Origin of the sequence: Pseudomonas sp. Bout1 (assembly GCF_034314165.1) — a bacterium.
GTDB lineage: Bacteria > Pseudomonadota > Gammaproteobacteria > Pseudomonadales > Pseudomonadaceae > Aquipseudomonas.
In genome coordinates this window covers 3,356,719-3,369,943 of the sequence record NZ_JAVIWK010000001.1, presented here as the reverse complement: position 1 = coordinate 3,369,943, position 13,225 = coordinate 3,356,719, and the positions used below count along the sequence as shown (strand labels likewise).

General features: G+C 59.8%; 10 protein-coding genes and 1 pseudogene. 4 read left to right on the top strand and 7 right to left on the bottom strand.

All coding sequences use genetic code 11. The annotated features are described in order from the left end of the window. Window positions 1-3: 3 nt before the first annotated feature. A complete protein-coding gene (locus RGV33_RS15730) occupies window positions 4-819 on the bottom strand; it encodes a helix-turn-helix transcriptional regulator (protein WP_322145064.1) in 816 nt (271 codons plus the stop codon). A gap of 260 nt (window positions 820-1,079) precedes the next feature. On the opposite strand from RGV33_RS15730, the gene RGV33_RS15725 reads away from it, so the two are divergent. Continuing rightward, window positions 1,080-1,352 (top strand): DUF1652 domain-containing protein, encoded by a 273-nt coding sequence (locus tag RGV33_RS15725; RefSeq protein ID WP_322145063.1) that lies wholly within the window; start codon window positions 1,080-1,082, stop codon window positions 1,350-1,352. Between the two features lie 130 nt (window positions 1,353-1,482). On the opposite strand, the gene RGV33_RS15720 is transcribed toward RGV33_RS15725, so the two are convergent. Further along, window positions 1,483-3,951: a UvrD-helicase domain-containing protein gene (locus tag RGV33_RS15720; RefSeq protein ID WP_322145062.1), complete on the bottom strand. Its 2,469-nt coding sequence runs from the start codon at window positions 3,949-3,951 to the stop codon at window positions 1,483-1,485. Between the two features lie 218 nt (window positions 3,952-4,169). On the opposite strand from RGV33_RS15720, the gene RGV33_RS15715 reads away from it, so the two are divergent. After that, entirely contained in the window at window positions 4,170-4,865 is a 696-nt protein-coding gene (locus RGV33_RS15715; protein ID WP_322145061.1) for a pirin family protein, read from the top strand. A gap of 127 nt (window positions 4,866-4,992) precedes the next feature. On the opposite strand, the gene pgm is transcribed toward RGV33_RS15715, so the two are convergent. From pgm to RGV33_RS15695, 4 genes are all read right to left on the bottom strand, one after another. Then, a complete protein-coding gene (pgm, locus tag RGV33_RS15710) occupies window positions 4,993-6,639 on the bottom strand; it encodes a phosphoglucomutase (alpha-D-glucose-1,6-bisphosphate-dependent) (protein WP_322145060.1) in 1,647 nt (548 codons plus the stop codon). 101 nt (window positions 6,640-6,740) lie between these two features. Continuing rightward, the gene (locus RGV33_RS15705; protein WP_322145059.1) at window positions 6,741-8,153 is read right to left on the bottom strand and encodes a PLP-dependent aminotransferase family protein; all 1,413 of its coding nucleotides are present in this window, start codon (window positions 8,151-8,153) and stop codon (window positions 6,741-6,743) included. Window positions 8,154-8,177: 24 nt separating this feature from the next. Beyond that, the gene (locus tag RGV33_RS15700; protein ID WP_322145058.1) at window positions 8,178-9,596 is read right to left on the bottom strand and encodes a hypothetical protein; all 1,419 of its coding nucleotides are present in this window, start codon (window positions 9,594-9,596) and stop codon (window positions 8,178-8,180) included. 649 nt (window positions 9,597-10,245) lie between these two features. Beyond that, window positions 10,246-11,268 carry a zinc-dependent alcohol dehydrogenase family protein gene (locus RGV33_RS15695; RefSeq protein WP_322145057.1) on the bottom strand — a complete coding sequence of 341 codons (1,023 nt, stop codon included), beginning with the start codon at window positions 11,266-11,268 and terminating at the stop codon, window positions 10,246-10,248. Window positions 11,269-11,516: 248 nt separating this feature from the next. On the opposite strand from RGV33_RS15695, the gene RGV33_RS15690 reads away from it, so the two are divergent. Next, window positions 11,517-12,431, top strand: a complete 915-nt coding sequence (locus RGV33_RS15690) for a LysR family transcriptional regulator (RefSeq protein ID WP_003217142.1) — start codon at window positions 11,517-11,519, stop codon at window positions 12,429-12,431. 141 nt (window positions 12,432-12,572) lie between these two features. Continuing rightward, a pseudogene (locus tag RGV33_RS34280) lies at window positions 12,573-12,803 on the top strand (Arm DNA-binding domain-containing protein); the annotation flags it as partial. Between the two features lie 166 nt (window positions 12,804-12,969). Here RGV33_RS34280 and RGV33_RS15685 read toward each other — a convergent pair. After that, window positions 12,970-13,224, bottom strand: a complete 255-nt coding sequence (locus RGV33_RS15685; RefSeq protein ID WP_322145056.1) for a hypothetical protein — start codon at window positions 13,222-13,224, stop codon at window positions 12,970-12,972. Window position 13,225: the final 1 nt, after the last annotated feature.

Below are 13,225 nucleotides of genomic sequence, written 5' to 3'. Positions count from 1 at the left end.
GCCTCAGGGGCTGTCTTGCGCGCGTGCACGCAGGGAAATTTGTTTGACGTAGGCCTTGGGCGACTGGCCGGTGTGCTGGCGAAAGCAGCTGTAGAACGCCGACGTCGAATTGAAGCCGGCGGCAAATGCCAGTTCGTCAATACGGATCGGCGGCGTGGCATTGTCCAGTGCCGCCAGCAAATGCTGCAGGCGCGCCTGGTTGACGTAGCGGTAAAAGCTTTGGCCCAGCACCTGGTTCAACAGATAAGAAATCTGGTTGCGGCTGTACCCGCACTCTTTTGCCACCCGTTGCAGGTCCAGCTCGGGGTCCAGGTAGGGTTGCTGGCGCTCGAAGTAGTGTTGCAGGTCGTTGGCCATGTAGCTCAGTTGCTGGGGCGACAGGCCCAGGCGGCTGACGGTGGGGCGCGTGGTCTCGCTGCGGCTGGCCGACTGCTCGTGCACCAGGGACGCGTATTCGTTGACCCGCCAGATCAGGCCATCGCGCACGGTGATGGCTTCGCTGGTGCGAAACGACACCAGGCCCTGGCCGCCGCGCAAGGTGATGCGGTACTGGATGAACGCAGTGTCGCCGTCGGCGCGGATGCGGTCGGTGTGCTCAATCGCCTCGTCTGCGCCCCGGGGCATGCTCGCTTGCAGGTACGCGCGCAGATCGCTCGCACCAACTACCCGGTTCTGGAAGAAATCGTGGTACTGGATGTCCGGATGGTAGTACGACATCACACCGTCCAGGTCGCGGTGCTTCCAGCACAGGTGGTGACGTAACACCAATTCGCCGGTGGCCTGGGTTTGCTGGGAATCATCCGGGGTGAACTCGGGCATGGAGCGCTCTGCGGCTGGGATGACCTGCGAGCTTGCCCAACTTTTCGGGCGGGTTCAATGGCCATTTGACAGTTCTGAATAATGGCCATTTGCCCAATACTGCGTAGGACATGACCCACGTCAAATTTCCTGAAAACAACTGCCGAATGGAGCTAAAAAACTTCCATGGCCGATGGGAACGAATGCTATTTTTAGAGCTCAAGACGGCCAGGACCAGTGACGGTCATGGCGCCCCTGCAGCGAGCTAAAGGAAGCGCTCAATGAACAAGGTGGGCAACATGAACAAAGTAACGTTCCCCAACGCCTGCCAGCTGATGCGCTGGCATTTTCATCCCATGGGCTTTGAGGCGAGCATGGATGCTCCCGGCAGTATGATCGCGCGCCTGTTCGACCGTGCCAGCGGAGAAACCCTGATTGCGATTGCTGGCATTCCCTGCTCCACAGTGATGAACGCCGCCGACGTAGAGCGGATCATCGAAGCCGTAGAGGACGAATTGGAGTCGTTTGTGCCGCCGCTGTCGCTAAGGGCTTGATCGAGCGGCGCAGGTATCTTGTGGCGAGGGAGCTTGCTCCCGCTGGGTTGCGTAGCAGCCCCAAAATCCTGGGAGCGCTGCGCACTCCAGCGGGAGCAAGCTCCCTCGCCACAGGATTCAACGTCACCCCTTATGATTTGCTGATGCGCTGATCATCAAAAAACGGCTTGTCTCCGGCAACCCGATCCGACGCCTTCGGCACATTCACCCCTTGGCCCTCCTGGCTTTCGACATACCAATAGCAATGGCTCACTGCGCGGGTAATCCCCACATAGGCCAGGCGTAGTACTTCGTCTTTTTGCGCACTGTCGTAGGCTTCGGTATCGCCGTCCTTGCCCAGGCCCGCCATCCGGTAGACCTGATTCTTGTACGGCGAACTGGTCAGGTGCTGGCAATCTCCCAGCAGGAATACCGCATCCGCCTGCAAACCCTTGGCGCTGTGATAGGTCAGTTGCTTGAGCCGACGGCTGCCATACGGCAAGTTAGAATCCACATTAACTACCGACTGAATATGCTCCTGTATCAATAGCTTATCGCTACTTTTTCGATACAGCATCAAGATCGAATCACCCTTTTGATAGTGTGCCAGCAGTTGCTGGCCCAGGGCAGCGTCATCCCGATCACGCACGGTAACCGGCACCAACGCCTTGGGTGTGCCGCTCGCCTTGGCTTTCTTGCCGCTGATGGCCGGTGCAGCCCGCACGATATGTTCGGCGGCATCGATAACGTGCTGATGGCTGCGGTAGTTCTCGCCCAGCATCACCCGTGTGGTGGTGGGTGACGGGAACTCCTTGCCGAACTCCATGAAATACTTGGGAGAACTGCCCCGCCAGCCATAAATCGACTGCCAATCGTCCCCCACGCACAACAGCGACGAGCGCTGGGCGCCACGGCCCACGTGCATGGCGGGGCCGCGGCTGCGAATCTCGCGCAGGCTGGCACGCAGCCACGAAACGATCTGCGGCGAGACGTCCTGGAATTCGTCGATCATCAGATGCGACATGGGGCGCAACAGCCCGTCGTTGAGCAGCTTGAGGTTTTCCGGAGTGTTTTCGCCAAACAGTGAAAACATCCGGTTGTAGGTCATCACGGGTGGCGACTGGTCCAGCAGGTGGTCTTCCAGGGCTCTCCAGAAAATACTCAGCGCTTCGAAATAAAACCGGTCCGGGTCGTCCTTGGCGAAACTCATCTTGCCCACGGCAGTGGGCACATCCAGCCCGAGGTTCTCGATGAACCCCGCGGCGGCGACAAAGCTGTCCAGCAGCGGTGCCGAACCCAGCTCGCCCTTGACCTTGTAATCGAAGCCCGGGCCCGCGGTGGCATCGCCCGCCAAGCTGCTCAAAACACGTTTGGATGAGTCATAACTTTCTAGCCATATCAGCGGCTTACGGCAGAAAGCTTGAAACAAGGTGCGTTTTACTGCCCACTCAGCGCGCACCGACAACTTGGCGCCGGGCCGGCTGACCTGGGCGTTTTCCCGAGGGTCGAAGCCCAGTACGACCCAGGCATCGAGCTCGGCAATGTAGCCATGGCAATGAAACTGCGCGCCATTGATATCGAAGGTCTGGCGGTTGGGCTCGATGCCCTTGATCGGCCAGGCGCCGGCGCGAAACCACAGGTCTTCGATCACATCGCAAAGTTCTTCATCACGCTTGGCGGCCAATTCAGTCACCGCCACGCGCTTCTGCACGTCTGGATGGTCGCGCTCCAGCTCCTTGAGTTGCAGTGCATGGCGCGCCAACGGGGCAATCAGCTCGCGAAAGCGCGCGTGACGACGATGCAACTGGTGATAGCAGGCATTCAATTGCTGACGCTGGGCGTCGTTAATCCGCAGCTCGAAGGGATTGCTGTCGGCTTCATCAAAGCCGGCCTCGGTGCGGGTGTTGAGGTTCTCGAACGCCTGCAGGCGCTCAAGCCCCGGCAGGCTGCGCACCATTGGCAAAATGCGTGAATGAAAGGTACGCACCACGGCCTGGGCTTCTTTCATGCCAAGGGGTTGGCCCCACAAGGCGAGAATTTCCATGAGTTTTTTGATGAAGTCCTTGCGCGACTCGCGGGTGAAGGTCACCACAGTCATCGAACTGAGTTCAAAGCCCAGGTAATGGGTCAGCAGCAGGATACGCAGCACCAGCGAGGTGGATTTGCCGGCGCCGGCGCCGGCGATCACCGAGGTGGAGGGTGTGTCGCTGAAGATCATCTTCCATTGCGCGGCACTCGGTTGGGCATGCGCCGGCAGCAGGCGCGCCACGTCGGCCTTGATGCGCTTTTTCAACTCGGCGGTCAGCGGCAGGCGCCAGTCATCGAACAGGCTGTCATCAACGCCCGGTGCCGTGTGTTCATCCGGGCGGAAGTCGCGAATCAGCAGGACCTGGCGGCCTTCTTCGATGCCGTCTGCCTTGCCTTCCTGATAGCCATACTCCACACCGGCGGTGTGGCCACTGCGAAATCCGTCGGCCTGGCCGTGCAGCCAGGAGAAACGGTGCTGGGCGCGCAGCCGCGTCAGGCCGTGGCCAAACAATCGGGCAGCAAGCCGTTTCAACAGGGGCATTTCGGCCAGCGGCCGCAGTTCGGGAGGCAGATCGGGGGTGTGTTGCGGCACGCGGACTCCTGCGATGCTTTAACTCGGACAAGAGCCCTATGTTCGCCGCAAATGCCCCACAGTTCCAGCCAATTGCTTTGCGCTCATGCAGTTAGGCGATGAAGTGAAGATAACCCCTGAGCATAGGCATCGAAGTATTCGATAGGAATCCGGCAGTTTTTACGCTTTTTATCGATCTAGCGCTATTGGATCATGGCTCCCATCCACAGGAGACGATCATGCTTGAACTTCGACCTTTTAATACGCTGGGCGGCGCCAATCACGGTTGGCTGGACGCACACCACCACTTTTCCTTCGCCGAATACCACGACCCCAAGCGCATGCACTGGGGCAACCTGCGGGTATGGAACGACGACCTCATCGCACCGGGCACCGGCTTCCCGCAACACCCGCACCGGGACATGGAAATCATCACCTATGTGCGCGAAGGCGCCATCAGCCATGCCGACAACCTGGGCAACAAGGGCCGTACCGAGGCTGGCGACGTGCAAGTGATGAGCGCCGGCACCGGGATCGCCCACAGTGAATACAACCTGGAAGCCACGCCCACCAAGATTTTCCAGATCTGGATTATTCCCAACGAAGCCGGTTTGCCACCATCGTGGGGTGCCAAGCCATTTCCCAAGGGCGACCGCGAAGGGTTTGTAACCCTGGCCAGTGGCAAGGCTGGAGACAGCGAAAGCCTGCGCATTCGTGCTGATGCACGTTTGGTGGCGGCCAACCTGAAAGCCGGTGAAAGTGCCGAGTATCGGCTGGAAAGCGGGCGCCGCGCCTACCTGGTGCCGGCCACCGGGGTGATTGAAGTCAATGGCTTGCGTGCACAAGCTCGGGACGGCGTGGCGGTTGAGGATGAACAGCTGTTGCGGGTGACGGCGATTGAAGACAGCGAGATCGTGTTGGTCGACCTCGCCTGACCGAGGTTGAATGTGGCGAGGGAGCTTGCTCCCGCTGGGGTGCGAAGCGCCCCCAAAAATGGGACGGCTACGCAGTCCAGCGGGAGCAAGTTCCCTCGCCACAGGTCAATCAGTCACAGGTTGGGTATCAGTTAGCCGAGATCGCCCCGTCCACCAACACCTGCGCTTCTTCCACCAGTTGCTTGAGGTGATCCTCACCGATAAAACTCTCGGCGTAGATCTTGTAGATGTCTTCGGTACCCGATGGCCGCGCGGCGAACCAGCCGTTTTCGGTCATGACTTTCAGCCCGCCGATTGCCTGGTCGTTACCCGGTGCATGGCTGAGGATCTGCTGAATGCTTTCCCCGGCCAACTGCGTGGACGTCACCTGGTCCGGCGACAGCTTGCCCAGCAGGGCTTTCTGCGCCGGCGTGGCCTTGGCATCCACACGAATGGCGAACGGCTCACCCAACGCATCCGTCAGCCCACGGTAGATCTGGCTCGGGTCCTGGCCTTTGCGCGAGGTCATCTCCGCCGCCAGCAGCGCCGGGATCAAGCCATCCTTGTCAGTGCTCCAGACGCTGCCGTCCTTGCGCAGGAACGAGGCACCGGCGCTTTCTTCGCCGCCAAACCCCAGTGAGCCTTCGAACAGGCCGTCGGCAAACCACTTGAAGCCCACTGGCACTTCGTACAGGCGACGGCCAATACGTTTGGCCACTCGGTCAATCAAGCCGCTGCTGACCACGGTTTTGCCCACCGCAGCATCGGCGCGCCATTGCGGGCGGTTTTGGAACAGGTAATCGATAGACACTGCAAGGTAGTTGTTCGGCGCCAGCAAGCCACCGGATGGCGTCACGATGCCGTGGCGGTCGTGGTCCGGGTCGCAGGCGAACGCCACGTCGTAGCGGTCCTTGAGGCCGATCAAGCCCTGCATGGCGTAGCTGGAGGATGGGTCCATGCGGATCTGGCCGTCCCAGTCGACGCTCATGAAGCGGAAGGTGGCGTCGACTTGCGTGTTCACCACGTCAAGGTTAAGGCGATGGTGTTCGGCGATGGCCGACCAGTAGCGCACCCCTGCTCCGCCCAGCGGGTCGACGCCCAGGCGCAAGCCGGCGTTGCGGATGGCATCAAAATCGATGACGTTGACCAGGTCGGCCACGTAGGTGTTGAGGTAGTCGTGGCGATGAGTGGTGTCGGCCTTGAGCGCCTGGGCGTGAGTAATGCGCTTGACCCCGGCCAGCTTGTTGGCCAGCAGTTCGTTGGCCTTGGCTTCGATCCACTTGGTGACGTGGGTATCGGCCGGGCCGCCATTAGGCGGGTTGTACTTGTAGCCGCCGCTTTGTGGCGGGTTGTGGGACGGCGTGATAACGATGCCGTCGGCCAGGCCACTGGTGCGACCACGGTTGTAGCAAATAATGGCGTGGGAAATCGCCGGTGTCGGGGTGTACTCATCGCCTTCGGCCAACATCACGTGCACGCCATTGGCCGCCAGCACTTCCAGGGCGCTGGCGCCGGCTGGGGTAGACAGTGCGTGGGTGTCCAGGCCGACAAACAAAGGGCCGTTGATGCCCTGGGCTTCACGGTAAAGGCAAATTGCCTGGCTGATGGCGAGCACGTGCCATTCATTGAAGCTCAGGTCGAACGAACTGCCACGATGCCCGGAGGTACCAAAGGCGACGCGCTGGGTGGAGATCGCTGCATCAGGTTGGCCGGTGTAATAGGCCGTTACCAGTCGCGGGATGTCTACCAGCAGTTGAGCTGGTGCCGGCTTGCCCGCAAAAGGACTGAGAGTCATGCATAAACCTCTGAAAGAGTAAGGATTCGGAAAAAGAATGCAGTTTACTGAGAGTTGGACTGCTCCGCGACGTTATAAATCCTACAACAATCAGCGAAATTTCATTCAGTACCGGTCTGTGCCTGCCTCAACGCCAGGGCCAGTTCAACCAAGGCATTCTCCAGGTGATGGGGACCCTCAACGGTGTGGCTCAGTCGCAGATGCTGGCAGTGCAGGCCGCTGATGCTGAACAACTCTCCTGGCGCTATCACCACCTGCCGGGCGAGCAGGCGCTGGAACACTTGGCGCATGTCCACCGGCGCGGTTGAGCGTAACCAGAAGGTAGCGCCAGCAACCGGCATTCGGTAACTCACTTGTTGCCCCAGGTGCTCATCCAGGTACCGGCTCATTACCCGGGCCTGTTCTTTGAGCCTGGGTCGCAACTCCCGCAGATGCTGGTCGACTCTGCCGCTTTGGTAGAGCCGCGCAATCGCCCGCTGGCGAATGGATGACAACCGGAACGCGCGCAGCAAAAATTGGCGTTGCAGCTCACCGCTGAAGTGGCGCGACAGCAAATAGCCAAACGGCGCTTCAGGCCCGAGCGCTTTCTCGAAGGTGGAAAACACCATCAGCCGTTCAGGGTTGGCCAGGTCCCGCAACGCCGTGATGGGCTGCTCGAAGGCCAGGTCGCCATGGCTGTCATTTTCTAACAACCAACAACCATGCTGGTTCAGCAACCGAACCAACTCAGTGCGGTCATGGTTGGGCAGGACGATGCCTGACGGCAGGCTGACGCTGGAGGACAGCAACGCCAGTTGAACCGGCTCGGTACCGAGTAATTGCTCCAGCGCCGCCAGGTCCAGGCCATCCTGCGCGGTGAAAGGCAATTCAACAATCTTCACCCCCGCGCCCTGCAACAATCGCAGAATCAGCCAGTCGCAGGGTGACTCCACGATGATTGCGGCGCCTTTGAGCCCAAGCACCTCGATCAGAATTTCCAGCACCCCACGCAGATCGGCGCCGATATAAACCTCATCCGCCTGCCAGCAGCGGGTCGGCGACGAGGTGTAGCGCGCCGCGAGCGCCGCGCGCAATTCCCAGACGCCGCACGGCTGCGACCATGGCTGCAGGTGACTTGGGTAGTGCCGCAAGAGTTCGCGCTCGAGCAGCAACAGTGCCCCATCCAGAGACGCCCCAAGTGCTGGCTCATCGGCACTGAGCACCAACATTCCCGGGCGCCGTGCACTGGCGTAGAGGCGCTCCAGCAGGTCACCCCCGCTGCTGCCTGGCGGTTTGTTCAACACCGGCCAGGCGTAGTAGCCTGACTTGGCCACCGAATACACCCGGCCTTCCTTCTCCAGCAGCGAGTAGGCGTATTGAATGGTCGAGATCGAGACGTTCAGGCGCTCCGATAACTGCCGCAGTGACGGCAATTTTACCCGGGCATCGGTACCCACCTCGTTGATGAGGTTGATCATGTAGCGATACACCGCCTGGTAGGCAAACTCCGTTTGCCGGTCATCCTTGCGCCTCATCGCGGGTCACCCGCTACCACCCCGTTAACGCCCGGCCAATTGGCGGGTTGCCATGGCGGCGGTAGCGTGCTGCGGCGGTGCCATGCACGGCACCGCTGCGGCAGGTCGCTTGCGGTAGAGGTGTTGCAGCAGGTGAAGCGGTAGCCCACTGATGTCGATGGCCCATTGCACGAGCATCTCGGCCACCGGCTTGCCTTGCAGTGCCTTGTGCAGCTCCGCAAGTGCCACCAGCATGCCGGGGTGGCATTCGCGCAAAAAGCTTTCGAGGCGCTCGCCGTGGCCGATAAACGGCGAAAACATCAGGCAATTCAATTGATTGTCATCCAGGCCAAACATTGCCTGGGCGTAGCCGGCCGACAACGCGCGGCCATCCGGGGTCGCTGCCTGGGCTATCAGATGTTCGGGAATCTGCTTGTGCCGCATGAACAGCGCGGCCTGCTGCATAAAGCCCTGTGCGCCCTCCTCGTAGTCCAGTTCCCGCAGGCACTCGGCTTGCAAGCCTCGTAGATGGGCCATCAGCAAAGGGTTCGCGCAACTCGCGTGGCTGAAATGAAAGCCAAACTCGTCCGGTTGATAGGCCATAAACTGCCGCAACAGCGAACCCCCCGGGTAGTCGACCTCCTCCATCAAGTCGGCAACGCTGACATAGGCCAGGTGGCGGGGTGCGTCTGTGTCGCACGTGTCGACTTTTTCGTAGTGCTCGCCATACAGGTCGCCGTAATACACGTTACTCCACTCGTCCATACGTGCGAACAGGCCGCTGAGCACCAGGGGCTCTTGCTCCGGGAGCGTTGCACCGGCCAACAGTGCGGCCCTTTTCAACCACGCCAGGTATTCGCGTTGCTTGCGAGCAGAATCACCGCTGACCAATGCATGCACGCCGCCATTGCACGTGGTGACGCGCTGGTAAAAGTCGCCGAGGGCCAGGTAGGCGTCGTTGCACAGGGTTTGACGAAGATCGCCCGAGGTCTGGTGCCCCACCATCAGCACATTGCGCCGACTGTTATCGCGCGCGGTTGCCGATGCCGGACGCAGGTGGTTGAACGGCAACACTTCGCGGTTCTCCACCATCAGCAGTTCGACACGCGGGTCGTCATGCAAAAACAACGCGCTATAGCCGCGATGCAGCGTGTCCAGCGCGGTTTGCGTCATGCCGGCATGGCGCAAGGTAGCCACGCGCAACTGGAACGTGCCCGGCGCCCGGCCCGCAAGCGTCAACTGGGCCGCGCGCAACAACGTCAAGACATAGCTGCTGCCAGCACCCGCACCATGCGCCAACAGCACTTTATATTCACCGATCCGCTCCATGCCGCCTGCCGCTACCACAATGCGTTGAATCAATAACTGAAGCGAGGTGCGTTCTGTTCGAGAGAAATGCCCAACCAAGCGTTGTAATACTTGTTGATAGACATAGTTCATGGCTTGTTCGTGAATAGCGCTCATAGTTCTACTACCTGAGTTGAAATATCAGTTTCGGGCAACCGTTAACGGCAGTTGCCTGACCTGTTGTTTCTGAGGGGCGTTACAACATGTGACATTCAATGGAGATTAGCACCGGGCCCGGTTTGCGAGCGGGCGCTTCGAGGCTTCCAGCCTGCAAGCGCGCCACCCAACCGGGGTGCGCAGTCAAAAAGGGCGGTCTTAGGAATGGTCCGACAAGCTCCTACCCTGTTTTAACTTAAAAATTAAAGAACCATCCGACAAAACCAACTTAATTAATAGTGTTTCGCCTGAACGGGTATACCGGGCGTTATTGAACGTAACGGGTGCACGGGGCGACTTCAGATATTCAATCATTGCTCAATCCTTGAGATGAAAGTTGAGGGGCAATTATCAGCGCTTGAATAATGATTAACAGATACAGAACCTGGACTAAAACCAGTTCAGACGGCGGCGCGCCCTGAATATCGAATGCCCGGACACGACAACGCCGCGCTGGAATTCAGGGCGGCGTCAGGGGTAAACAGGTGATTTATCGGGCTGAAACCTAGAAATCCCGGTTCCAGCGATGAGCAGGTTAAATCCTGTCAAATGGCGCATTTGCCCCATGCGCCCGGGGGAAGGAATACTCGCTTGAGAATATTCCCACAGATCAAACAGCTTCTACCTGCAAGGCAACACGTTCTCGGCACGGACATTCGTCCATATAACGGTGCGCTTCCACGAACTGGCTGAACGGAAACACCGTGGTTTTCAGCGGCACCAGTACTTTGTCAGCCGTCAGTTGGTTGATGTCACGCAAGGCACGCTGCAGGGCTACGTGGTCCTGGATGATGCCCAGTTCCGGCTTGCCGGTGAAGTTGCCGATGCAGTGCACAAAGAACTGAATATTCTTCTGGAACGCTGCGCAGGCCGGGAATGGTGTCTGGTTGCCACCTTGCAGACCATACAGCACCAGGCTGCCACGGGGCGCCAGTACGTCGCCCAGCAACGACATCTGCGGGCCACCCAAGCCATCAAACACCACGTCCACGCCGCGGTTGTCGGTGAACTTGTTGACTTGCATCAGCAGGTCCTGTTCTTCGGTGACGATGACCTTTTCTGCCCCGAGGGACAGCAGGTATTCGCGCTCGTCACTGGTCTTGGTCGCAGCGATCACCCGCACACCCAGGGCCTTACCCAGTTGCACAAAGGAAGGGCCGGCACAGTGGCTGGCGTCCGTCACCAGGGCGAATTGCCCGGGTTTGACCCGCGCCAGGTCCATGTACGCAAAGTAGGCAATCAGCAGCGGCGTGTAGTGCACGCTGGCTTCAATCGGGCTCAAGACGTCCGGGTAACGCGTCAGCGCCGAACGCGGCAGCACGATCTGTTCGCCGTACACCGGGTAATCATTGGGGCTCTCGGCAGGGAAGCTGGCGACCTTGTCACCCACCGCCAGGTCATCGACGCCTTCGCCCACGGCCACAACCACGCCGGCCATCTCATGGCCCAGGCCTGATGGCAGGCGGGCATGGGACGACGCAAGGTTCTGGCGCCAGAGAATGTCGTACCAGCTGATGCCAATCGCCTCGACGCGCACCTGCACTTCGCCCGGTGCGGGCTTAGCGGCTGCATGCTCTTCGCATTTGAGCACCTCGGCCGGACCAAACTTGTGAAAACGGATCGTGCGGGACATCGCAAACCTCGTCAAAGTAACCTCTATTGCCATGAACTCTATCTGGGCTTTCGGAGCAAGACCACCGGTCGCCGTTAATAGTCGACATGCCTGTCATTGATTCCGCATATACGGAAAACGTACCAAGTCACGTAGGAAAACTGAATTAGCCGGTGCAGAGTACCAGCCTTTCCCCGTAAGATTCATGCCGGCCATTGTTCTTATATGGTCGCTCCCGTCAAGTTTACTGACGCTGCCTGGGACACAAGATGAACCGTAACGACCTGCGTCGTGTCGACCTCAACCTGTTGATCGTATTCGAAACCTTGATGCATGAACGCAGTGTGACCCGTGCTGCCGAGAAATTGTTCCTGGGCCAGCCGGCCATCAGCGCGGCGTTATCACGCCTGCGTGGCCTGTTCGACGACCCACTGTTCGTGCGTACCGGGCGCAGCATGGAGCCTTCGGCCCGTGCGGTAGAGATCTTCGCCCTGCTCTCCCCGGCCCTGGACTCGATTTCCACGGCCGTCAGCCGCGCATCCGAGTTTGACCCGGCCACCAGCACCGCCGTGTTCCGCATCGGCCTGTCGGACGACGTCGAGTTCGCCCTGCTGCCGCTGCTGCTCAAGCGCCTGCGCGCCGAAGCCCCCGGCATCGTACTGGTGGTGCGCCGCGTCAACTACATCCTGATGCCGGGCCTGCTGGCCTCCGGGGAAATCTCGATTGGCGTGAGCTACACCACCGACCTGCCGGCCAACGCCAAGCGCAAGGTATTGCGCCGCAGCAAACCGATGCTGCTGCGGGCCGACAGCATGCCCGGCTCCATGAGCCTGGATGACTTCTGCGCGCGGCCCCATGCACTGGTGTCGTTTGCCGGGGACTTGAGTGGGTTTCTCGATGAAGAACTGGAGAAACTGGGCCGCAAGCGTCACGTGGTGCTGGCTGTGCCGCAGTTCAACGGGTTGGGAACGTTGCTGGCGGGTACCGATATCGTCGCGACCGTGCCGGATTATGCCGCTGAGGCGCTGACGTCTGCGGGCGGCTTGCGAGCTGAAGAGCCGCCGTTGCCGGTGCGTACGTTTGAATTGCACATGGCGTGGCGTGGGTCGCAGGACAATGATCCGGGGGAGCGTTGGTTGCGGTCGCGAATTCAGATGTTCTTTGGCGACCCCGACAGCCTGTAACAGAATTCCACAAAACCCCAATAAACCTTTTATTAACATAAGGTTATAGCTAAATTCAGTCGAAATTCGTCCGTCCAATTCCACTGGTTTCCAGAGCTCATGAGGGAATAATTGGGGGCAAATTTCGATTTTAAAAAAACGATGCCCCCACTCATTTTCAGACGAAAACCCAGCGATGCCTTCATCCGCACGCTGACCGAACACCGCAAGCACGCCGACCGCGATGTTCCTGGCCTCTACTTGGAGGTAAGGGCGTCGAGCAAAGCAGGAAAACCGCCTTCCAAGTTCTAGCGTTTGAAGTATCGGCTGCATGGCAAGGAGAATCGGTTCTCGATCGGCGCCTTCCCAGACATCGGTCTGAAGGAGGCACGAGCCTGAGGTAAAGCGTCAGGTCGGTCCGTTCGACATCATTTCCTACGATATTCCCGAGGACTGTGCTGCGGCCTACTACCCCGAATGCAACCCGCTGGTGCCGCTCTGGCACCATGCCGAGCGCAGTAAAGTGCCGGCGGCCAAATCGGTGCCGGTGCGCCTGAGTTCAGCGGGTGGCTGATTCACCGAGGATAAACACCACCATCACCAACAGCCACAGCAGGTACGCCCAGCCAAACAGGCGCGCCCAACCGCGGTGACGGTACAGCCCCAGGTAGAACAGCAACAACAGCAGGAACTGCGCACCGGCGGCGAGCATGATCACGCCGCCCTGTCGGGGCCAGAACGTTGCACACAGCAACTGCAGCGCCAACAGCAGCAACAACCCGGTGTAGACCTTCAGTGCGCCTGCCTTGCTCATC